This is a genomic window from Rhizorhabdus wittichii (assembly GCF_017607425.1).
Taxonomy (GTDB): Bacteria; Pseudomonadota; Alphaproteobacteria; order Sphingomonadales; family Sphingomonadaceae; genus Rhizorhabdus; species Rhizorhabdus wittichii.
In genome coordinates this window covers 4,191,175-4,213,101 of record NZ_CP059319.1, presented here as the reverse complement: position 1 = coordinate 4,213,101, position 21,927 = coordinate 4,191,175, and the positions used below count along the sequence as shown (strand labels likewise).

Below are 21,927 nucleotides of genomic sequence, written 5' to 3'. Positions count from 1 at the left end.
CGTCAATGCTCGTCGTGGCTGGCTTCGCCCTTGCCGAGTTCGGCCTTGAGCGTGAAGCTGTTGGTGGTGGCGATCACCTCGCGGCCGGTCAGGCCCGAGAGCAGCACGACGGTATCGCCGCTGGCATCGCCGATCCGCACCGGGGTCGCCTGGAAGCCCTTGGGCGTCCGCACGAACAGGACGGTCTTGCCCTCGACGGTCTGGACCGCCGTCGCGGGCACCCGGATTGCGGTGCCGCCCCTGCCGTCGGAGAGCTGGATCGACGCCGTCACCGGCTCGCCCACCCGCCATATCGCATCGCGATTGTCGAGCGTGGCGATCGCCGGCACCTGCCGGGTCTGCGGATCGAGCGCGGGGGAGACGAAGGATATCCGCGCCTCGGCCTGCCGGCCCGGCGCGGTCACCGTCACCAGGCTGCCGGGGCGGATGCGCCCGGCGTCCTCGGGCTTGAGGCTGATGGCGAGCGAGACCTTGCCGAGATCGGCGATCCGGTAGAGCTCCGCGTCGGCCGCGACCGTCTGGCCGAGCACCACCGGCCGGGCGATCACCTGCCCCGACAGCGGCGCGACGATGCCGAGCCGGTTGAGCCCGCCGCCGCCGCCGCCCGCCGCAGCGACCTGGCTCTGCGCCTGGCGATAGGCGATGCGCGCCTCGGTCGCCGCCGTCCGGGCGGCGATCAGGTCCTGCTCGGGCGACACCTTCTCGGCGAACAGCCGCCGCTCGCGCGCGAGGTTCGAATCGGCGAGCGCCAGCCGCGCCCGCGCCGCCTCGACCTCGCCCTTGAGCTGGGCGGCTTCGCGGCTCTCGATCACCGCGAGCGTCTGGCCGCGCCCGATCGACTGGCCGAGGTTGCGGTGGAGCGCGACGACGCGGCCAGCGATCGCGGCCGAGACGATCTGGGTGCGCTGCGGATCGCCCTCGATCGTGGCGGGCAGCTCGATCGTGCCCGCGCCGCCGACGATCGGGCGGCCGGTCTGGATGCCCGCCGCCGCGATCTGGTCGACGGTCAGGGCTATCGCGCGTTCGTCGGCATGCTCGGCCCCGGCGGCTTCGGCACCATGGCCGGGGGCGGCCTCATTGCCGCTTTCCGGGGCGCCGCCGCCGCAGGCCGACAGCAACAGAGCAAGGGTCAGCGGCAGCGCGCCGCGCGTCATGATGATCTTCATGGATGATGTCCTCCCATGGGCGCGGCGGCGGTCAGCCGTTCGAGCCGCGCGCGGGCGTTCTGGTAGCTGGCGAGGGCGTCGATCGCGGCGACGCGCATCTCGGCCAGGGTCCGTTCGGCGTCGAGCAGGTCGAGCTGCCCGAATTTGCCTTCGCGATAGCCGATCCGGGCGATCCGGGCGGCTTCCTGCGCGGCGGCGAGCGCCGGGCCCGACGCCGCCCGCGCCATGGTCGCGGCATTGGCGGCCTCGACCCGGGCGTCGGTGATCGCCTGTTCGACGTCCTGCGCCGTCATCCGCCACCGGGCATCGGCGCGGGTGCGTTCGGCCCGCGCCTGCGCCACGGCGGCGCGGCCGTTGTTGAGCAGCGGGATCGGGATCGAGATGCTGAACACCGCCGCCGTGTCGTCGGTCGCCGCCAGCCGGCGCAGCCCCGGACCGACGGTCAGGTCGGGCACGCGGTTCGCCCGCGCCAGCCGCACGCCGGCATCGGCGACCGCGAGGTCCGCTTCCGCCGCCGCGAGGGCGAGGGTTCCCTGGGCGCTGGCGGGCGGCTCGGGCCCGAAGCGGGCGGATGGCGGCGGATCGAGCAGGCGCGCGTCGAGCGCCCCGTCGATCGGACGCCCGATCCGCCGCGCCAGATTGGCGCGGGCGGCCTCGGCCAGCCGCGCCTGCCGCTCGACGCCGGCCTCGGCGGTGATCCGGGCGACGTCGGCGCGCTGCTGCTCGATCGGCGACGCCCGGCCGGCCTGCACCCGGACGCCGGCCGCGCGCAGCGTCTCCCGCGCGATCCGGGCCTGGTCGACGGCGATCGCCAGCCGGCGGTCGGCGGCGACGGCGTCGACATAGAGCTGGGAAACCTGGAGCCGGATGTCGGCGGCGGCGATCGCCGCTTCCAGCCCGGCCTTCGACAGTTGGGCATCGGCGACGGCGACGCGCGCGCCGCGCTTGCCGCCGAGCTCGATCGGCAGGGCGACGCCGATCGTCGTCTCGGCGCTCCGCAGCCCCTTATAGGGCCCGCTGCCGGCGATGTTCTCGACCTGCCCTTCCGCGACCGGGTTGGGCCGCAGCCCCGCGACGGTGCGCCCCGCCCGGGCGGCGTCGATCCCCGCCTGCGCGGCCTCCGCCGCCGGGGCGGAACCGCCGGCGTCGAGCACCGCCCGGTCGAGCGTGTAGACGGGCGCCGCCTGCGTCGACGACGCCGGCTGCCCGGTTTGCGCCTGCGCCATCGCGGCGCACGACGCCGCGGCCAGCACGGCCGCGAGCAATCTGTTCATGATGGATGATCCTGACCAATGACGTCGGGCCGGCGAGCGCCGGCCAGCGGACGGTGGTCAGGCCTGGGGCGGCCGCAACGCGGGATCGAGCGCGCGGGACGGCAGCGCCGCGGCCCTGCGCCCGACATAGTCGGATGCGGTGGCGACGCCATGGTCGAGCGCCATGCTCACCGGCACCGGAGCGGCCGGGCCATGGCAACTGCCATGATGGTGCGGCATCGCCTTGTCGCTGTCGCCCTGCGACTGGTCGGCGTCGCCGTCGCTGTGCACGGCGCCCGAACATTCGATCGTCGTCTCGCTGATCCATTCGCGGGCATGGGTCGTCGTCGTCGCGACCAGCGACGTGGCGATCAGGCACAGGAAAAGGAGCCAGAAACGGCGGGCCATGGCGCGCCCTATAGCATGGGAAGGCCGAAAATCCATCACCGCCCCCGACAGGCGCCGCCGCTCAGACGAACATCGCATGTTCGGCGCGGAGCGCGGCGGCCAGCGCGTCGACGTCGGCCTGGGTGCTGTAGAGGCCCGGCGTCACCCGGATGACAGGGCCCCTGGCGACGCCGGTGCGCCACACCGTCAGGATGCGATATTTCTCGAACAGGCGCTGCTGGACGGCCTTGGCCTTCTCGTCGCTGTCCATGCCCTTCAGCCGGAAGCTGGTGATCGTGCAGTAGCGCGCGGGATCGTCGGGCACCGCCATGGTGACGTTGGGCAGGTCGCGCACCGCGTCGACCCAGCGGTTGCGCAGCGCCCGCATGTGCCGCTCCTTCGCCGCCGCGCCGATCGCGAAGTGGAAGTCGACCGCGAGCGGGATGGTCAGCATCGCCGCGAAGTTGACCGTCCCCGGCGGAATCCGCGCGTTGATGCTGTCGGCCGGAAGATTATGGTTCTCATAGGCGATGTCGATGTCGGCGAGCCGGCTCTTGCGGATGTACATCGCCCCGGTGCCGAGCGGCGCGGAAGTCCATTTGTGAACCGACCAGGCGACGAAGTCGGCGTCGAGGTCGGCGAGCTGGAAGTCGAGCAGCGCGATGCCGTGCGCGGCGTCGACGATCGTGTCGACGCCCCGCGCCCGCGCCATCGCCACGATCTCGCGCACCGGCGTCACCAGCCCGGTGCGGTTGGACACCTGGGTGACGAGCAGCAGCTTGGCGTCGGGGGTGCGCTTCAGCACCTCGTCATAGGCGGCGAGGATGTTGGCGGTGGTCGCCGGCTCGGGCATCGCGAACCTGACGACGCGCGCGCCGCGATGCGTGCCCAGCCACTCCATCGCGCCGATCGTCGCGTCATAGTCGAGGTCGCAATAGATCACCGCGTCGCCGGGCTTGAGGCCGCGATAATTGGCGATCAGCAGTTGCAGCGCGTCCGATCCGCTGCGCGCGACCGCGATCTCCTCGGGCGCGCAGCCGACCTGGCGGGCGATCGCCACCTGCGCCTCGCGGCTGCCATTGGCGAGGCAGGCCTCGCCCGGCAGCACGTTGCGCGCGAAGATCGAGTTCGACCGGTTGACCTCCTCGGTGTGGCGCGCATAGGCCTGCGCGACGACGCGCGGCATGACGCTCCAATAGCCCGCCTCGAGATTGCGGATCGTCGGGTCGACGTCGAAATGGCCCGGCAGCGCCGAGGGCGGGATCGAGTTCGGCGCCAGCACCGCCTTCGCCGCCGGCTTCGCGGGCCGGCCGGCCGCGGGCGCGGCCACGGCCTGCGCGGACAACAGCGCCGGGCCCGCCATCGCGGCGGATTTGAGAAGGTCCCGGCGGCTCGGCGTAACGCTCATCGTCATGGCTCCGTCTGGAGAGATATGGTGGTGATGTGGTCTGGGCCCGCCGACGCGGGCGAAGCCGCGACGTCCGTTCATGGGACGTCGCCGGCCGATGATGCTCCCCGGAGCGTCCTACTTCCCGCTCGGAAAGGCCAGCGCCTGCAGATTGGGATAGAAGCCGTAGAGCAGCGTGCTGCTCCCTTCGATCCGCTGGGCGACCAGCGCGATCTCGTGCCGGCCGGCCGGCAGGCTCAGCGCATAGGAGCCGTCGGCGGACTGGCGATCGGGCTGGTAGGCGTCGCCGATCCGGGTGACCATGGTGCCGAGATTGACCCGCTTGATCACGACCGGATCATGGTCGTCGATCTTGAGCGACACCCGCGCGGAGCAGGGGCAGCCGTCGGGCGTGACGGTCGCGAGCCCGCTGGTGAACTGGACGAGCACGTCGGACGGCGCCTTCAGGTCGACCGTGACCCTGGCGAGCGTCGTCGCCGCGTCGCCCTTGATCTCGAGATGCTCGCGGTTCGGGGTGGAGAAATAGGACAGCACCGGCCCGCTCTTCGAAAAGGCCGGTTCGACGGCATGCCCCGGATGCGCCATGGCAGCGCCCGCCGCCAGAACCGTAGCCAGCGCGAAACCCCCGAGCGACCATTTCCCACCGATCTTCATGCGACGTCATCCTGATAGAGCCGCCCCCATGGCAGGCCCCCGCATAGTCGCGGCCGACACCCATGCTTTCAATTGTCGATTCCTTGTTGGTCCATGCAGAACCATTATGGAGTCGGCGTAGGCCCCAGCATCTCGGACAATTTGAGGCGGGCGCGGTAGAGCCGCGTCTCGACGCTCTTCCCGCTGACGCCGAGCAGGGCCGCCACCTCGGCCTGGCTCATCCCCTCGACGGTGCGCAGCAACAGCACCGAGCGGAGCTTCTCCGGCAGGGCGTCGATCGCCTGCCGCGCCCGCCGCAATTCCTGCCGCCCGCCGATCTCGGCATCGGCGCCCGGCTCGGCCCCGGCGACGTGCAGTCCTTCGTCGAGCGGCCGGGCGCGCGCGAAGAAGCCGCGCACGATCTGGCGGCGGCGATGATCGCGGCACTTGTTGAGCGCGATCCGCATCAGCCAGTGGCGGAACGGCCGGTCGCGATCGTAGCGGTCGAGATGGGCAAAGGCGGCGATGAAGCTTTCCTGGACGATGTCGAGCGCCGCGTCGGCATCGGCGACCTGGGCGCGGACGAAGCAGTGGACCGGAACCCGGTGCCGCGCCATCAGCAGCCGATAGGCGTCCTCATGCCCCGCCAGCGCGCGGGCGGCGAGCGCGCCGTCGTCCGGCTCCTCCCCCTCGCCCGGGTTCACCGTTGCGGCGCTGTCAGCGCCTGAACCATCGCGTCGTCGAAGCGGCGCGCCTGATCCGGTTTGAGGACCGCGCGCATCGCGAACAAATGCTGCAAGGTCGCCTTCTGCAACGCGCCCATGGCGTGGTGCGACCGGTCGACCGCCGTCGCCACCGCCGGGCCATAGCCCTTCTCGGCGAGGATCGCCGTGGCCAGCCCGCGATTGTCGGTCAGCATCTCCTGCTCGTAGCGGCTCCGCTGCGCGGCGAATTCGCGCTCGAGCGCCTCGATCCGCGCGGCCTGCGCGGCGTCCAGCTTCAGCTCGCTGTGGAGGACGGCGTGGAACCGGGTCTCGATCGGCGGCTCGGGGGTGAACAGCATCCGGCCGAGGAACACCCCGGCGAACGCCGCGAGGAAGGCCGACAGGATGATCAGCACCGGATAGCGCGCCATTTCAGCGCACGCCCAGCAGCAGGTTCGACGGCGCGCTCGACGGCGCGGCCATCAGCAGCGGAACCGGCTCGGCCGAAGCGCGCGGCGGCAGGGCGAGGCTGCTCGCCAGCCCGATGCCGAGCGCCGCGACGCCGGACAGCGCCAGGCCGCGCCGCGCCGCCCGCCGCGCCCGGTGCGCGGCGAGCCCGGCGAGCACCGCGCCGTCCATCGCCGCCAGCCGCGCATCGCCGCCGTCGTCGCGCAGCCGCTCCAGAATATCGTCGATCCCGTCGATCCCGCTCATCTCGCCACCTCCGGCCATCGACTATACGCGCGCCGGACGAAAATCACTCATGCCGGCGAGGGGAAAGGTCGCGGGCCGCGTAATCGCCTTGTTCCCACCACGGAATCACAAAGGAACCATGATGCGCCACCTTACCTCGATCGTCGCCCCGGCCCTGGCCGCCGTCGCCCTGCTGTCCAGCGGCGCGGCGCTCGCCCACGCCAAGCTCGTCGCCGCCACGCCCGCGGCGGACGCCAGCGCGTCGAACGTGCGGACCGTCACCCTGACCTTCTCGGAATCGCCGGTCGAGAAGCTCTCGGGCGTCGAGATCGTCATGACCGCGATGCCGGGCATGGCCAAACATGCCCCGATGCCGGTGAAGGGCCTCAAGACCGCGCTCGGCAGCGACGGCAAGACGCTGGTCGTCAACCTGCCCCGCACCCTGCCGGCGGGCAGCTACGGCCTGACCTGGCACGTCGTGACCGGGGATACCCACCGCAGCGAGGGCGGCTACGCCTTCTCGGTGAAGTGACGATGGACGCGCCCGCGATCATCCTGCGGTTCGGCAACTACGCCGCCTTGTCGTTGATCGCGGGCGTGCCGCTGTTCCTGTGGCTCGCCTGCGGCGCGGCGCAGGGGCGGTCCCTGCTGGCGCGGCTTCGCGTCCCGTTCGCCGCGCTGCTGCTGTTGGCGATGCTGCTGGCGGTGCTCGGCTTCCTGGCGATGGTCGCAGGAATGACCGGCGGGCCGCTGTTCCCGGTCGATCGGGAGATCGCGTCGCTCGTGCTGTCGGCGACGGCGGCCGGCAAGGCGATGCTGGCGCGGCTCGTCCTGCTCGCCGTCGCCGTGCCGCTGGCGCTGCGCGCGGCGCTCCGGCCGCTGGCGATCGCCGGGGTGCTGGCGGCGATCACCGTCGCCTGGGTCGGGCATGCCGCCGGCGGCGAGGGCATGGCGGGACGGGTCCACATGCTCGCCGACATGATCCATGTCGTCGCCGCCGCGACCTGGATCGGCGGCATGGCCTGCCTGCTGCTCGCGCTCCGCCGGCCCGAGGCGGACGCCGTCCGCCCGATGCTGCGCGCCTTCGCGCCGATCGGCGGCGCGGCGGTCGGCCTGCTGGTCACGACCGGCCTGGTCAACGGGGCGATGATCGTCGGGGTCGAGCGCTTCCCGCTGCTGCTCGAAACCGCCTATGGCCGGCTGATGGCGCTCAAGCTGGCGGCGTTCGGGGCGATGCTGCTGCTCGCCGCCAACAACCGGTTCCGGCTCACCCCGCTGTTCGAGCAGCGCCCCGGCGACGCCCGGCCCGCGCTGCGCCGGGCGATCCGCGTCGAGCTGACGATCGGCCTCGCCATCCTGCTGCTGGTCGGCTGGCTCGGGATGATCGATCCGACCGCCGGGGTATAACATCCCGTTATCGAATCAGGATTGATCATGCTCTGACTCTGACAGGTTCACGGTGTAGGAATCCGTCGTCAGCCGGGGAGGATCATAGGATGAGATTGCATCGCCGCACGGTACTGGGCGGGATGGCGGCAGCGACCGCGCTGGCCCCGATGGGCGTCCTCGCCGCGGGCCGCCGCCTCAAGGTCGGCGTCGTCGGCGGCGGGATCATCGGCGCCTCGACCGCGCTCCAGCTCGCCAGGGCGGGCGCCGAGGTGATCCTGTTCGAGAAGGAGGCACCGGCGGCGGGCGCGACGAGCAAGTCGGTCGCCTGGATCAACCCCGTCGTCAACGACGCGCATTACATGCGGCTCCGCCTCGAAAGCATGAAGGCCTGGCTCGAGGACGACAGCCAGTGGCGGATGAACGCGATCTGGGGCGGATCGATCAGCTGGGCCTATGGCGAGAAGAAGCGCGACGAGCTGACCGTCAAGGCGAAGCTGCTCGCCGCGACCGACGATCCGCCACGCATCCTGACCAGCGCGGAGATCAGCAGGATCAGCCCCGGCGTGTTCGCTGGCGACGACGTCAGCTTCGCCTTCCAGACGGTGCGCGACGGCCATGTCGATCCGGTGGTCGCGACCCAGCGCTACCTGGCCGCCGCCAGGCGGTTCGGCGCGCGCGTCGTCTATCCGTGCGAGGTCACCGCGATCGAGATGACGGGCGGCAGCCTGACCGGCGTGCAGACCAGCAAGGGGCATTTCCCGCTCGACCGGCTCGTCACCGCCGGCGGCACCGACACGCCCCGCCTGATGGCGATGATCGACAAACCGCTGAAGCTCGCGCACAAGCCCGGCCTGGTCGTCCACACCACGCCGCAGCCGGTCGTCACCCGGATGGTCTATGAGGCGTCGAGCATCATCGAGTTCAAGCAATATGCCGACGGGCGCTTCCTGACCAGCTTCACCGGCGGGCCGCCGAACCTGCCCCAGCATGCCGAGATCCTCGACCACCAGATGCAATATCCGGACGAATATCTGCGCCAGCATCACGGGCAGATGCTGATCGACCGCACCGCCAAGTACATCCCGGCGATCGCCAAGGGCAAGCCAGCCAAGATCCTGCTCGGCTTCCGCCCCTATCCGCTCGACAACCGCCCGATCTGCGGGCCGGTGCCGGGCGCGAAGGGGGTCTATGCGATCGTCACCCACAGCGGCATCACCCTGGCGCCGATCCTCGGCCGCTACGCCGCGCGGGAGATCATGTCGGGCGAGGTGGCGCCGCTGCTGCAACCCTACCGGCCCGATCGCTACATCGCCGCCTGACCGATGCCGGAGCCCGGCACAGACGTTCGATTGACCACGATCCGGCTTCCTATAAGCTGTTTTTATAGGACATCGGGACCGTGCGGATGAATTTCAGGCAGCTCGAAATCTACCGCGCGCTGATGATCGGCGGATCGGCGTCGCGCGCCGCCGACCTGCTCAACATCACCCAGCCGGCGGTCAGCCGCGCGGTGTCGGAGCTCGAGCATCGCGTCGGCTTCTCGCTGTTCGACCGGGTCAAGGGGCGGCTCGTCCCCACCCCCGAGGGCCAGCTCTTCTTCCGCGACGTCGGCAACGCCTTCCAGGGGCTCGACAGCCTGCGCGCGTCGGCGGCGCGCATCCGCGACTTCGGATCGGGCAGCCTCAAGATCGCCAGCCTCGCGGCGCTGGGATCGACGCTGGTGCCGCGCGCCGTCCGCCGCTTCCGCGAGGTCAATCCGCACGTCTCGATCACGCTGCAGATCCTCTCCTCCTCGGCGGTGCGCGACCATGTCGCCACGCAGCAGTTCGACATCGGGCTCGCCGCCGACGAGGTCGACCTGTCGGGGGTCGACCACAGCCTGTTCTACAGCGTCCGGGCGGTGTGCGTGATGCCGGCCGATCATCCACTCGCCGGCAAGGACGTCATCCGCCCCGCCGACCTCGACAAGATGGCGTTCATCGCGCTGTCACCCGAGGACCGCGCGCGGGCGCGGATGACCGAGTCCTTCGAGGCGGAGGGCATCCACCCCCATATCGTCGTCGAGACCCCCGCCTCGCTGACCGTCTGCGCGCTGGCGCTGGAGGGCGTCGGCATCGGCCTGGTCAATCCGGCGGCGGCGGACGGGTTCGAGAAGCGCGGGCTGGTGATCAAGCCCTATGAGCCCGCGGTCTATTTCAAATCCTATATCCTGTTCCGGCCCGACGCGCAGCGCGCCCGACTCGTCCGCGAGTTCACAGCGGCGCTGAACGACGCGGCCCGCGCCGGCCCGCAGCCCTGAGCCGGTCAGTCCGGGTCCGCGAGACAGACCGCCGCTTCACCGTCTGCACAGTCATGCGCGCGGGGCAGGTCGAGCCGGGCCTGCCACGCCCCGACGATCGCCAGCAGCATCGCGTCGCTGCCCGGCCGCCCCATCAGCTCGACCGAGACGGGCCGCACGCCGTCGGCCGTGCGGACGACGCCGATCGGGAAGGCGATAGCGGGCCGGCCCGAATAGGCCGCCAGCCGGTGGGTGCCGCCGGTGTCGGGCCCGCGCTCCGCATCGGCCGCGACGTCGCGCACCGACGGATAGAGCAGCAGGTCGAGGCAATCGCCGCCGGGGGCGCAGGAGAAGGCCCGGGCGATGCGCTCCTCGACGAAGCCGTCGCGGAAGGCGCCGTTGACGGCATGGCGCTCGTCGCCCGCCGCACCGTCGCGATTGGCGATGAACCGGGCCACGTCCGCCACCACCTTCGGATCAGTCCGCCCGTCCCGTAGCGCCGCCAGCAGCGCCCGGGCGTCGGCCGGCACGCCCGTCCGGGACGGCAGGTAGCGATCCATCACATCGGGGAAATCGAAGGCCGACCGGCTGGCGAAGCTTGCCTTGTGCCCCGGCGGCGGCATCGCGCCTGTCAGCACCTGCTCATCGGCGAGCGCGGCGGGCGAGACGATGGCGCCGGCGGCGGACAGGCGCGCGACGGCGCGGTCGACCGCCACGCGCATCCGCCCAGCGGGGAAGAGATGGTCGAGAAGGCCGACCCGCAGCCCTTTCAGCGGCTCGGCGGGCGAGACATCGCGATGGCGGGTCAGGACGCGCAGCGCGGCGCGGCAGTCGTCGATCGCGCGGCACATCGGCCCGACCGCGTCCTGGCTGGGGCTGAGCGGCAGCACACCGTCGCGCGGTACGGTGCCGAAGGTCGGCCGCAGCCCGACCACGCCCGCCAGCGCGGCCGGCACCCGCAGCGATCCCGAGGTGTCGGTGCCGAGCGCGAGCACGCCGAAGCCGGCCGCCAGCGCCGCGCCGTTGCCCGACGACGATCCACCCGCGCTTTCCCTGACCGAGAAGGGGCTGGTCGTCTGGCCGCGGATCGACGAGCGGCCGCGATAGTTGAACGCGAATTCGGACATGTTGGTCTTGGCGACGACCACCGCCCCGGCCCCGCGGAGCGCCGCGACCGCCGCCGCGTCGCGGCGCGCGACATTGCCGGCGAGCGCGACCGAGCCGGCCGTGGTCGGCAACCCCGCGACGTCGATATTGTCCTTCACCAGCAGCGGCGCGCACAGCAGCGGCAGGCGGCGCTTGCGCGCGGCGGGCAGGCGGTCGATCCGCCGCGCCTGGGCGATCGCGGTCGGATCGGTCGCGATGACGCTGTGCAGGAGCTGGTCGCGCGCGGCGATCCGGTCGAGACGGTCGGCGATGACGGCGGCGCAGGAGGCCTGTCCCGCCTCCACCCGCGCCTTGATCGCGGCGACCTCGCCGGCGGACGCGGACGCCGCGCCGCCGACGAGGAACGCCAGACCGATCATCGCCAGCGGGCCGGCGCCGCCTGAAATGATCCGCAGGATCATTTCCAAACCGACTCTCAGAAGCGGACGCTCGCCGAGGCGAAGAAGGACATGCCGTTGAACCCGAAGGGCGAGATGGCATTGTAGGGGAAGGTGCCGCCATTGTCCGACCCGTTGGTCCCCGCCGCGACGCTGGCGACGGTCGAGCGGATGTTCTGCGACGGATAGATGTCGAACAGGTTGTTGACGCCGACCGTCAGCCGCACCTCCTTCGTCATGTCGTAGGAGAGCTGGAGGTCGGTGATCAGCTTGCCCTTGAAGTGCTGGATGACCTGCGAGTTGGGGCTGGTCGCGGAGACCGGCACCAGGGTCACGTCGTAATTCTGGGTCAGCACCGCGATCTGCGCCGGCGTCAGGGTGGTGAACGCGACCGCCGAGACCTTGCCGTAATAGGTGTTGGTCAGGCCGACGGTGAAGTCGCCCGACGACCAGTTGAGGTTAAGCAGCACCTTCGAGCGCGGCTGGCTGTCGGTGATCCGCACCTGCTGGGTGAGGTCGAACAGCGGCGTGGTGATGCCAAGCGCGGCGAGCGGCGCCGGCGTGCCCGCGACACGGTCGAGCTTGGTCTTGTTGTAGTTGCCGGCGAGCAGCACCGCGAGCTTGCCGAAATCGTCGAGGTCGATCGAGCCGCTGACGGTCAGGTCGACGCCGTGGGTGGTCGAGTCGACCGCATTGGTCAGATATTGCGCGCCGCCGATGCCGGGAAAGCCGTTGGCCGCGAGCAGGTTGGTCAGCCGGGCGTCCTGGAAGGTCGACGACTGGACGATGCGGTCCTTCAGCTTGATCCGGTAGCCGTCGAGCGTGATCGTCCAGCTCGACAGCTTGGCGACCGCGCCGATCGAGATGTTCCTCGACTTCTCGGGCTTGAGCGGCGTCGCGCCGATCAGCCGGCCCGCGGCGCTGTCGACCGGGAAGTTGCGGATCAGCACTGGCGCGCCGTTGATGAAGTTGGTGAGCGACGAGTTGAAGAAGCTCTGGGCGAGATGCGGCGCGCGGAAGCCGGTGCTGAACGATCCGCGCAGCGCCAGCGCCTCGACCAGCTTGAGCCGGCTCGACAGCTTGTAGTTGACGGTATCGCCGAAGTCCGAGAAGTCCTCGTAGCGGACCGCGCCGTTGAGCGTCAGGCGATCGAAGAACTCCTTCTCCAGCTCGCCATAGACCGCCTTGCTGTTGCGCTTTCCGGTCGTCGCGTCGGCGGGCGACACGCCCGGATTGGGCTGCGCGCCGACCGGGGCGACCGCGCCGTTGGCGGGTCCGCCGATGATCCCGACGCCGCCGTTGACGTAGCTGGCTGGATCGCCGGCGAGCAGGCGCCACACCTCCTTGCGATATTCGCCGCCGAACGCGAACTTGAGCGGAGTGCTGTCGCCGACGTCGAACTCGCGCGTCAGGTCGAGGTTGGTGGTCCATTGCGAGAAGCGGATGCGGCTGATGCGCATCTCGGTCGGGCTGGCATTGCCCAGCGACGGATTGTTCGAATTGCTGATGTCGGAGTTGATCAGGCTCTTGCCGAAGCCGGTCGACAGGTCCCAGCCGAAGCCGGCGAGGTCGTCGCCGCGCGCGCCGCCGAAGGCGGACAGGTTGCGCAGCCCGAACTCGCCATAGGGCGCATAGCCGTCGGGATGGAGCGAGCGCACCGTCTGGTCCTGCCCGGCGCGGCGGAAGAAATTGGCGGTCTTGCCGTCGAGGTCGCTATAGCCGCCGAAGCCGTAGAGGGTGACGGCATCGCCGACCGGCAGCTCGCTGTTGACGAAGATCGCCTTCATCGTGAACGGCGCCGTCCCCTCATAGGAGGTGTCGCGGTCGACCGTCGCCTCGCGCGGGTCGAGCGTGCCGTTCGACGGGGTCAGCCCGACGCCCGATCCGAAGAAGGACGAGATCGCGGTCGGCGCGCCGGCGGCGTTGGTCCCGAAATATTGCTGGCGCGTATCGGGATCGGCGCGGTTGCTGCCGCGGCGGTTCTGATATTGCACGGTGGTGCGGATGATGCCGCCGTCGCCGATCGCCAGGCCGAAGCCCGCGCCGACGTCGACATACTCGCCGTCGCCCTGCTTGGTGATGCCGGTGGTCACCTTGCCGCTGACGCCTTCGGACTTGTCGAGCGACAGGTTGATCACGCCGGCGATCGCGTCGGACCCATATTGGGCCGAGGCGCCGTCGCGCAGCACCTCGATATGGCCGATCGCGGCCGAGGGGATCGAGTTGAAGTCATAGGCGACGTCGCCGCGGCCGATGCCGTTGCTGGTGCTGAGGTCGCCCGAGGAATGGCGGCGCTTGCCGTTGACGAGGACGAGGAGCTGCCCGGTCGACAGGCCGCGCAGCGTCGGCGGCGTGGTGAAATCGCCGACGCCCGAGGCGTTCGGGCGCGGCGTGCTGAAGCTCGGCACCGCCGTCTTGAGCATCTCCTGGATCTCGACGCGGCCACCGCGATTGAGCTCCTCGGTGCCGATATGGTCGATCGGCGTCGGCGACTCGGCGATCGAGCGGCTGCCGAAACGCGATCCGGTCACGACGATGTCCGCGCCGCCTTCCGGATCGGGCCCGACGCCCTGGGCGGAGCCGGGGGCGACCCCGACGGCGCCGGCGAAGAGGATGGTGGTGGTGAGCGAGAGCGTGCGGATCTGTTTTTTCATGGAACCCCCCTTGTGACGGACGCCGTTGGTCGACGCGTCGTTTCGCGGACATCCCCGGTCGCTTTCCCGCGGGTGGAAGAGCTGCACCTCCCAAGGAGCCGGATCAGCCTTGCGGACACCAGCTTAGGGCGGCGCGGCACGAGAACAATTTGCATTGCCGCACGATTTTATAACCAATCCTTATGGGATGCGTTCAATAGAGCAGCCGGCTGAGGAAGGCGCGGGTGCGCTCGTGGCAGGGCGCGGTGAAGAAGTCGCGGGGGCTGCCGGTCTCGACGATCTGCCCGGCGTCCATGAAGATGATCCGGTCGGCGACCTCGCGGGCGAACCCCATCTCGTGGGTCACGCACAGCATCGTGATCCCCTCGGTGGCGAGCGCCTTCATGATGTCGAGCACCTCCTTGACCATCTCGGCGTCGAGCGCCGAGGTCGGCTCGTCGAACAGGATGATCTCCGGCTGCATCGCCAGCGCGCGCGCGATCGCGGTGCGCTGCTGCTGCCCGCCGGAGAGCTGCGCGGGATATTTGTCGGCCTGGTCGGCGATGCGCACCCGTTCGAGCAGCTCGCGCGCCAGCGCCTCGGCCGCGTCGCGCGCCAGGCCCCGGACCTTCATCGGCGCGAGCGCGCAATTCTCCAGGATCGTCAGGTGCGGGAAGAGGTTGAAGTCCTGGAACACCATGCCGACCCGCGCGCGGATGCGCTGGAGCACCCGGCGATCGGGGCGGACCTCGTCCTCGCCGATCCGGATCACCCCCTCGTCATGCGTCTCCAGCCCGTTGATGCAGCGGATCAGCGTCGACTTGCCCGACCCCGACGGGCCGCAGATGACGATGCGCTCGCCGCGCGCGACGTCCAGCGAGACGTTGCGCAGCGCGCGTGGTAGCCGCCATACCATTTGCCGACCCCCGCCATGTGGATCATGGCCGCCCTCCCGCCCTGCGTCGTCCGTTTGAGGTGCAACGCATAGCGCGCGAAGCCGTAGCAGATGACGAAATAGATCAGCGCGATCACGAGATAGGTTTCGGCATAGGGCGTCGGCCAGGCCGGATCGTTGAGCGACACCCGGCCCGCGCTCAGCAGGTCGAACAGCCCGACGACGAGGACCAGGCTGCTGTTCTTGATGATCACGACGACGGTGCTGGTCAGCGGGGCGAGCGCCTTGCGGATCGCCTGGGGCAGGATGATCGACAGCAGCACGGTCGACCGGCCGAGGCCGAGCGCGCGCGCCGATTCCCGCTGCCCCGGCGGGACGCCCTGCAAGCCGCCGCGCACCACCTCCGCGATATAGGCCGAGGAGCTGAGCACGAACGCCACCAGCGCGCGGGTCAGGTTGTCGGCGGTGACGCCGGCCGGGAGCAGCAGCGGCGCCATCACCGAGGCGACGAACAGCAGCGTCACCAGCGGCATCGCCCGCATCACCTCGATCAGGGCGGTCGCCGTCCAGCGATAGACCGGCATGTCCGACCGCCGCGCCAGCGCCAGCACGATGCCGAACGGGAAGCCCAGCGCCAGCGAGAAGATGGTGAGCAGCATGGTGATCGGCAGGCCGCCCCAGGCCGACGTCGGCACCGGCGACAGGCCGAGGCGCCCGCCCGCCATCAGCAGCAGCGACGCGACGATCGCGAAACCCCAGAAGGCGAGCGTCGCGCAGGTCCAGTGCGCGCGCGGCAGCGACCATAAGGTCGCGGCGCCGAGGATCAGGACGACCAGGATCGGCCGCCACCGCTCGGCCTCCGGATAGATGCCGAACAGGATGAACGGCATCTTCGCGCGCAGGAACGCCCAGCAGGCCCCGGCGTCGCGACAGGCGGCGCCGTCGCCGCTCCACACGCCATGGGTCACCGCCCAGGACAGCAGGTGCGGCACCGTGCGGATCGCGAACAGGACGATGATCGCCGTGGTCAGCAGATTGGCGCCGCCGGTGACGATCGAGCGCAGCGCCGGCCGCTTCGGCCGGGGCGGCGCGGGGCGGACCGGCTCCGGCGCGGTGCGGACATATCTCATGCCCCGCCCCGCTGGACGCGCGCGTTGAGCCGGTTCATCGCCAGCGAGATCGCGCTCGCCAGGGTGAAGAACACCAGCATCAGGATCGCCACGCCCTCCAGCCCCTGGCCGGTATGGTTGATCGCGGTGTTGGCGACGAAGTTGAGGTCGGGATAGCCGACCACCAGCGCGAGCGTCGAATTCTTGAGGATGGTGATGAACTGGCTGTTCATCGGCGGCACGATCATCCGCAGCGCCTGCGGCACGATCACCAGCCGCAGGCTCTGCCGCTTGCTCAGGCCGAGCGCGCGGCTCGCCTCCCACTGGCCGCGCGGGACGCCGTCGAGGCCGCCGCGCACGATCTCCGCCGCGAAGGCGCTCGCATAGATCACCGAGCCCCACAGCACCGCGACGAACTCCGGGGTCAGGGTCAGCCCGCCGGTGAAGTTGAAGCGGTCGAAATGCGGCACGTCGCGCGCGAGGCCGAGGTCGAGGACGATCCAGAGCGCCGAGCCGGCGACGATGGTGCCGAGCGTGCAGAGGCTGGCCTTGTGGAGATGCCCCCGCCAGGCGGTGATCAGCGTCAGGGTCAGCCCGCCCAGCACCGTGACGATCATCGGCAGCGCCGTTCCGGTGATGCCGACCGTGGTGACGGTGATGCCGCGATTGGTGAGGAACAGGCCCGGCAGGGGCTGCGCCGCCGCCCGCGCCGGCGGGAAGGCCATCAGGATCACCCCGTACCAGAACAGCAGCTGCACCACGAGGGGCACGTTGCGGACGAGGTCGACGAAGCCCCCGGCGAGGGTCCGCGCGAGCATGTGCCCCGAATGCCGCGCCAGCGCGATCGGCACCCCCGCCATGGTCGACAGGACGATGATCAGCAGCGTCAGCGCGATGCTGTTGCCGAGGCCGACGACGAACGCCCAGGCGATGGTGTCGCCCGGCGCATAGGCGAGGAAGGACTCGGCGATCGGGAACTCGGCGGTGCTGCGCAGGAAGCCCAGGCTGAGCACCATGTCCTGCCGTTCCATATTGTCGGACACGGTCCGGGCGACCACCAGCACCAGCCCCGCCAGCGCCAGCAGCAGCGCGACCTGGGGCAGCCACCAGCCCCATCCGCGCGCCGCGCGCGCCCGCCGCCGCATCAGTAGAAGCCGATCGGCAGCATCAGGCCGCCGTCGCGCTGGAGCCGGTTGAGCCCGCGCGGGATGTTCAGCCGGCTGCGGCTGCCGAGATTGTCGTCGTAGACCTCGCCGTAATTGCCGATCTGGCGGACGATCTGATAGGCGAAGTCGTCGCTGATCCCGAGCGCGCGGCCGTTGCCGGGCTCGACGCCCAGGAAGCGCCGGACGTTCGGATCGGCCGAGGCGCGGAGCCGGTCCGCATTGTCGCGGCCGATGCCGAGCTGCTCGCCGTCGATCATCGCCTCGATCGAGAATTTGACGATGTCGAACCACTGGTCGTCGCCATGGCGCACCGCCGGGGTGAGCGGCGCGACGTTGCTGTCCGCCGGAAGGATGACATAGTCGTCGGCGCGGCCGGGCAGCGTCGCCCGCAAGGCGGCGAGCGCCGAGGCGTCGGTGATCAGCGCGTCGCAGCGGCCCGACAGGAAGGCCTGCCGCGTGCTCTGGACATTGTCGAAGATGACCGGGCGCAGCGCCAGCCGGTACTTGCGCGAGACGTCGGCGAGGATCACCTCGGTCATCGAGCCGCTCTGCACGCAGGCGGACGCGCCGCGCAGCCCCGCCAGGTCGCGGACGCCGACCTTCCGCCGGACCATGAAGGCGGTATAGTCGTAATAGGTCGGTATGGTGAAGTTGATGCCGGCGGCGTCGCGGCGCAGCGTCCAGGTCGTGGTCCGGGGCAGCACGTCGATCTCGCCGGTCTGGAGCGCCGTGATCCGCTGCTGCCCGGTCAGCGGAACGAAGCGGACCTTCTCGCGGTCGCCCAGCGCGGCGACGGCGATCGCCCGGCAGGTGTCGACGTCGAGCCCGCGCCAGCGCCCGCTCTCGTCGGGCCCGCTGAAGCCGGGCGCCTCCTTGCTCGCGCCGCACCGGACATAGCCGCGCGAGCGGACCGCCTCCAGCGTGTGCGGCGTCAGCCGGCCATGGTTCTTGTGGCTCGCCCCGACGTCGCAGCCGCCCGCCAGCAGCGCGGCGAGCAGGGCGAGGGGGGCGAGCCGGCGCACGGTCAGCCGGCGGCGGCCGATCCGGCGAGCCTGTCGAGCAGGCCCTCCAGATCCGACCGGAGATCGTCCTGGTCCTCGAGCCCGATGCTGATCCGCAGCAGGCGCCGGCTGCGCCCGGGCGGCCCGCCGAGCCGGTCGGCGGGCATCGTCATCGGCGCGAGCAGGCTGCGCGTCCCGCCCCACGACGCGCCGATGACGAAGCTGCGCATATGCGTCAGCGCTTCGTCGAGCAGCGCCTCGCGCTCGGGCGCGAAGACCACGCTGAACACGCCGCTCGCGCCCTTGAAGTCGCGCTTCCAGAAGACATGCCCCGGGCAGTCGGGCAGCGCCGGATGCAGCACCCGCTCGACCGCCGGATGATCGGCGAGCCACCGGGCGAAATCGAGCGCGACCCGGCCGATATGACCGAGCCGGACGCCGAGCGTCTCGATCCCGCGCAGCGCGATCGTGCAGTCGTCGGGCGACACGCCGATGCCCAGCATGTGCGCCCGCTCGCGCAGCCGCGCGTCCCACGCCGGGTCGCGCACGCTGACCGATCCGAGCAGCAGGTCGGAATGGCCGCCGATATATTTGGTGATCGCCTCCATCGCGAAGTCCATCCCGATGGCGAGCGGCTTGAACAGCAGCGGCGTCGCCCAGCTATTGTCGCACCCGGTCAGCACGCCCCGGTCGCGGGCGGCCGCGACGATGGCGGGGAGGTCGCCGACCTCCATCGTCGCCGAGCCGGGCGATTCGGTCCAGATCAGCCGGCAGTCCGGGTCGATCAGCGCGGCGATGCCCGCGCCGATCGTCGGGTCGTAGACGCGGTGCCCGATCCCGAGCGGCGCCAGGATGTCGCGGCACAGATCGAGCGCAGGAGGATAGATGTTGGCCGGCACGAGGACGGTGTCGCCGGGCTGGAGCACGGTGAGGAAGATCAGCGCGATCCCCGCCTGGCCCGACGGCAGGATGATCGTGCCGGCGGCGCCTTCGAGCGCGCTGAGCTGGCTTTCGAGGGTGCGCGTGGTCGGCGTGCCGTGCAGCCCATAGGCATAGCCCGATGCGCCACGCCGCTTGCGCTGGGCATAGGCGTCGGCGCTGTCGAACACGATCGTCGAGGCGCGATAGGTCGGGACGGCGAGGCTGGTGAAGCCGTCCTGGTCGACCGGGGGATGATGCACGACCTTCGTGAGATCCTTCATGGCCGCGACAATGGCGCGGTCGCCGGGCGATCTCAATGCCCACGACTTTGGGGTCCATGCGCGAATCTTATAGGCTGCCGGCCCATAACATGCGCGCATCGAATCGTGCCGCATCATGACTTGTACTCGCCCCCGCACTCCTATTGGCTTGGGGGCGGGGCCTGCGATCGGAGGCCTTCGGGAGAGACATGGGCGCGCTCCGGCGAGCGCCCCCGGGGAAAGGTCGGATCGGTGCAGCGGCATGTCATTTGGATCGTCCTCGCGGCGCTGGGCGCCTATGCGACGGGGGTGATCGCCTTCACGCGCGGCGAACCGGTCAGCGCCCTGTGGATGGTGATCGCCGCCGCCTGCGTCTTCCTGGTCGCCTATCGCTATTATGCGCTCTACATCGCCCGCCATGTGATGCGGCTCGATCCGTCGCGGCCGACGCCCGCGCTCTACCGCACCGACGGGCTCGACTATGTCCCGACCGACCGGCGCGTCCTGTTCGGCCATCATTTCGCGGCGATCGCCGGGGCGGGGCCGCTGGTCGGGCCGGTGCTCGCGGCGCAGATGGGCTATCTGCCGGGGACGCTGTGGATTCTCGCCGGGGTGGTGCTGGCCGGCGCGGTGCAGGACTTCATGATCCTGTTCGTGTCGATGCGCCGCGACGGCCGATCGCTCGGCGAGCTGATCCGCATGGAGATGGGCACGGTGCCCGGCGCGATCGCGCTGGCCGGCACCTTCATGATCATCGTCATCATCCTGGCGGTGCTGGCGCTGGTCGTCGTCCGCGCGCTCGCCGACAGCCCGTGGGGCGTGTTCACCGTGGCGATGACGGTGCCGCTCGCGATCCTGATGGGCGTCTACACCCGCTGGATTCGTCCGGGGCGGATCGGCGAGGTGTCGATCCTCGGCTTCCTCGGCCTGATGATCGCGCTCGTCTACGGGCAGTCGGTGGCGGCCTCGCCCTTCTGGGGCCCGCTGTTCACCTTCACCCCCGAGCAGCTCTGCTGGATCCTGATCGGCTATGGCGCGGTCGCGTCGATCCTGCCGGTGTGGCTGCTGCTCGCGCCGCGCGACTATCTGTCGACCTTCCTCAAGATCGGCGCGATCGCCGCGCTCGCGATCGGCATCGTCATCATGGCGCCGCCGCTGCGCATGCCGCCGCTCACCCAGTTCGTCGCGGGCGGCGGGCCGGTCTGGTCGGGGGCGCTGTTCCCCTTCCTGTTCATCACCATCGCCTGCGGCGCGGTGTCGGGCTTCCACGCGCTGATCTCCAGCGGCACGACGCCCAAGCTGATCGCCAATGAATGCGACGCGCCGCTGCTCGGCTATGGCGCGATGCTGATGGAGGCATTCGTCGCGATCATGGCGCTGATCGGCGCCTCGATCCTCGATCCCGGCGTCTATTTCGCGATGAACAGCCCCGCTGCGGTGGTCGGCACCGATCCCGCCAGCGCCGCCGCGGCGGTGACGGCGATGGGCTTCCCGATCTCGGCCGACACGCTCCAGCAGGCCGCGCGCGACGTCGGCGAGGCGACGGTGATCTCGCGCACCGGCGGCGCGCCGACGCTGGCGGTGGCGATGGCGGAGATCTTCAGCCACGCGGTGGGCGGATCGGCGATGAAGGCCTTCTGGTATCATTTCGCGATCCTGTTCGAGGCGCTGTTCATCCTGACGGCGGTGGACGCCGGCACCCGCGCGGGCCGCTTCATGCTCCAGGACCTGATCGGCCTCGCCGCGCCGTCCTTCCGCCGCAACGACACGATGCTGCCCGGCGTGATCGCGACCGGCCTGTGCGTCGCCTCCTGGGGCTATTTCCTCTACCAGGGCGTCACCGATCCCTTGGGCGGGGTGAACACGCTGTGGCCGGTGTTCGGCATCTCCAACCAGATGCTGGCGACGGTCGCGCTGATGCTCGGCACCGTCGTCCTGTTCCGGATGAAGCAGGAGCGCTTCGCCTGGGTGACGCTGATCCCCACCGTCTGGCTGGTCATCTGCACGATCACCGCCGGGCTGATGAAGCTGTTCTCGCCCGATCCGGCGGTGGGCTTCATCGCCCACGCCACGCGCTTCTCCGCCGCGGCAGCACGGGGCGAGCTGCTCGCGCCGGCCAAATCGATGGAGGCGATGCGGCAGATCGTCCGCAACGACTGGATCGACGCCAGCCTGTGCGCGATCTTCCTCGCGGTGGTGCTGTCGCTGATGGTCTATGCGGTCCGCACCTGCCTGGCGGCACGGCGCAGCGCGGCGCCGACCGCGAACGAGATCCTGCCGAACGCGGTGCCGGCCGAATGAAGGCGCTGCTCCGCCGGCTGCGCGACACCGCCCGGCTGATGGTCGGCCAGCCGAGCTACGACGCCTATTGCGCGCACATGGCCGAGCATCATGCCGACCGGCCGCCGATGAGCCGCGCCGACTTCTTCCGCGAGCGCGAGCAGACGCGCTTCGGATCGGGCGGCAACGGCCGCTGCTGCTGAGAAA

Annotated in this window: 21 protein-coding genes; 6 read left to right on the top strand and 15 right to left on the bottom strand. The window is 70.6% G+C overall.

The window, feature by feature from the left end:
• Positions 1 to 2: 2 nt before the first annotated feature.
• From HRJ34_RS20220 to HRJ34_RS20185, 8 genes are all read right to left on the bottom strand, one after another.
• Complete coding sequence (locus HRJ34_RS20220; RefSeq protein WP_208632225.1) at positions 3 to 1,166, bottom strand: efflux RND transporter periplasmic adaptor subunit; 1,164 nt, start codon at positions 1,164 to 1,166, stop codon at positions 3 to 5.
• Positions 1,163 to 2,440 (bottom strand): TolC family protein, encoded by a 1,278-nt coding sequence (locus HRJ34_RS20215; RefSeq protein WP_012048820.1) that lies wholly within the window; start codon positions 2,438 to 2,440, stop codon positions 1,163 to 1,165. Before HRJ34_RS20215 ends, HRJ34_RS20220 begins: the two co-directional genes overlap by 4 nt.
• Before the next feature lie 57 nt (positions 2,441 to 2,497).
• Positions 2,498 to 2,827 (bottom strand): hypothetical protein, encoded by a 330-nt coding sequence (locus HRJ34_RS20210; RefSeq protein WP_012048821.1) that lies wholly within the window; start codon positions 2,825 to 2,827, stop codon positions 2,498 to 2,500.
• A 61-nt stretch (positions 2,828 to 2,888) separates the two neighbouring features.
• A complete protein-coding gene (locus HRJ34_RS20205; protein WP_226948865.1) occupies positions 2,889 to 4,214 on the bottom strand; it encodes an aminotransferase class V-fold PLP-dependent enzyme in 1,326 nt (441 codons plus the stop codon).
• Positions 4,215 to 4,331: 117 nt separating this feature from the next.
• Positions 4,332 to 4,868 carry a hypothetical protein gene (locus HRJ34_RS20200; protein ID WP_029995673.1) on the bottom strand — a complete coding sequence of 179 codons (537 nt, stop codon included), beginning with the start codon at positions 4,866 to 4,868 and terminating at the stop codon, positions 4,332 to 4,334.
• 104 nt (positions 4,869 to 4,972) lie between these two features.
• Positions 4,973 to 5,551: an RNA polymerase sigma factor gene (locus HRJ34_RS20195; protein ID WP_208632223.1), complete on the bottom strand. Its 579-nt coding sequence runs from the start codon at positions 5,549 to 5,551 to the stop codon at positions 4,973 to 4,975.
• Positions 5,548 to 5,982, bottom strand: coding sequence for a Spy/CpxP family protein refolding chaperone (locus tag HRJ34_RS20190; protein WP_208632222.1), 435 nt, complete (start codon positions 5,980 to 5,982; stop codon positions 5,548 to 5,550). The genes HRJ34_RS20195 and HRJ34_RS20190 overlap by 4 nt, the downstream gene beginning before the upstream one ends.
• Before the next feature lies 1 nt (position 5,983).
• On the bottom strand, positions 5,984 to 6,265 hold the full coding sequence (locus HRJ34_RS20185) for a hypothetical protein (RefSeq protein WP_012048826.1): 282 nt from the start codon (positions 6,263 to 6,265) through the stop codon (positions 5,984 to 5,986).
• Positions 6,266 to 6,383: 118 nt separating this feature from the next.
• Here HRJ34_RS20185 and copC point away from each other — a divergent pair, with 118 nt between their 5' ends.
• The 4 genes from copC (at position 6,384) to HRJ34_RS20165 (ending at position 9,932) form a co-directional block, all read left to right on the top strand.
• On the top strand, positions 6,384 to 6,776 hold the full coding sequence (gene copC, locus HRJ34_RS20180) for a copper homeostasis periplasmic binding protein CopC (protein ID WP_016745624.1): 393 nt from the start codon (positions 6,384 to 6,386) through the stop codon (positions 6,774 to 6,776).
• Between the two features lie 2 nt (positions 6,777 to 6,778).
• Positions 6,779 to 7,651 (top strand): copper homeostasis membrane protein CopD, encoded by an 873-nt coding sequence (gene copD / locus HRJ34_RS20175; RefSeq protein WP_208632221.1) that lies wholly within the window; start codon positions 6,779 to 6,781, stop codon positions 7,649 to 7,651.
• An 89-nt stretch (positions 7,652 to 7,740) separates the two neighbouring features.
• Positions 7,741 to 8,952 (top strand): NAD(P)/FAD-dependent oxidoreductase, encoded by a 1,212-nt coding sequence (locus HRJ34_RS20170; RefSeq protein ID WP_208632220.1) that lies wholly within the window; start codon positions 7,741 to 7,743, stop codon positions 8,950 to 8,952.
• An 86-nt stretch (positions 8,953 to 9,038) separates the two neighbouring features.
• Positions 9,039 to 9,932 carry a LysR substrate-binding domain-containing protein gene (locus HRJ34_RS20165; protein ID WP_012048830.1) on the top strand — a complete coding sequence of 298 codons (894 nt, stop codon included), beginning with the start codon at positions 9,039 to 9,041 and terminating at the stop codon, positions 9,930 to 9,932.
• Positions 9,933 to 9,937: 5 nt separating this feature from the next.
• Here HRJ34_RS20165 and HRJ34_RS20160 read toward each other — a convergent pair whose 3' ends face one another.
• The 7 genes from HRJ34_RS20160 to HRJ34_RS20130 all read right to left on the bottom strand — a co-directional run bounded on the left by HRJ34_RS20160 (position 9,938) and on the right by HRJ34_RS20130 (position 19,461).
• Positions 9,938 to 11,479, bottom strand: a complete 1,542-nt coding sequence (locus HRJ34_RS20160) for an amidase (RefSeq protein WP_226948864.1) — start codon at positions 11,477 to 11,479, stop codon at positions 9,938 to 9,940.
• Between the two features lie 14 nt (positions 11,480 to 11,493).
• Complete coding sequence (locus tag HRJ34_RS20155; RefSeq protein WP_016745619.1) at positions 11,494 to 14,109, bottom strand: TonB-dependent receptor plug domain-containing protein; 2,616 nt, start codon at positions 14,107 to 14,109, stop codon at positions 11,494 to 11,496.
• A 193-nt stretch (positions 14,110 to 14,302) separates the two neighbouring features.
• On the bottom strand, positions 14,303 to 15,004 hold the full coding sequence (locus HRJ34_RS20150) for an amino acid ABC transporter ATP-binding protein (RefSeq protein ID WP_208632218.1): 702 nt from the start codon (positions 15,002 to 15,004) through the stop codon (positions 14,303 to 14,305).
• A complete protein-coding gene (locus HRJ34_RS29715) occupies positions 14,899 to 16,113 on the bottom strand; it encodes an amino acid ABC transporter permease (RefSeq protein WP_226948863.1) in 1,215 nt (404 codons plus the stop codon). Before HRJ34_RS29715 ends, HRJ34_RS20150 begins: the two co-directional genes overlap by 106 nt.
• Complete coding sequence (locus HRJ34_RS20140; protein ID WP_208632217.1) at positions 16,110 to 17,237, bottom strand: ABC transporter permease subunit; 1,128 nt, start codon at positions 17,235 to 17,237, stop codon at positions 16,110 to 16,112. Before HRJ34_RS20140 ends, HRJ34_RS29715 begins: the two co-directional genes overlap by 4 nt.
• Positions 17,237 to 18,280, bottom strand: coding sequence for an amino acid ABC transporter substrate-binding protein (locus tag HRJ34_RS20135; RefSeq protein ID WP_029995413.1), 1,044 nt, complete (start codon positions 18,278 to 18,280; stop codon positions 17,237 to 17,239). The genes HRJ34_RS20140 and HRJ34_RS20135 overlap by 1 nt, the downstream gene beginning before the upstream one ends.
• A gap of 2 nt (positions 18,281 to 18,282) precedes the next feature.
• Positions 18,283 to 19,461 (bottom strand): trans-sulfuration enzyme family protein, encoded by a 1,179-nt coding sequence (locus tag HRJ34_RS20130; RefSeq protein ID WP_030092097.1) that lies wholly within the window; start codon positions 19,459 to 19,461, stop codon positions 18,283 to 18,285.
• Between the two features lie 231 nt (positions 19,462 to 19,692).
• Between HRJ34_RS20130 and HRJ34_RS20125 the strand changes: the two genes are divergently transcribed.
• A complete protein-coding gene (locus HRJ34_RS20125) occupies positions 19,693 to 21,741 on the top strand; it encodes a carbon starvation CstA family protein (RefSeq protein WP_208632215.1) in 2,049 nt (682 codons plus the stop codon).
• Positions 21,738 to 21,923 (top strand): YbdD/YjiX family protein, encoded by a 186-nt coding sequence (locus tag HRJ34_RS20120; protein ID WP_016745612.1) that lies wholly within the window; start codon positions 21,738 to 21,740, stop codon positions 21,921 to 21,923. Before HRJ34_RS20125 ends, HRJ34_RS20120 begins: the two co-directional genes overlap by 4 nt.
• The last annotated feature ends 4 nt before the right edge of the window (positions 21,924 to 21,927 follow it).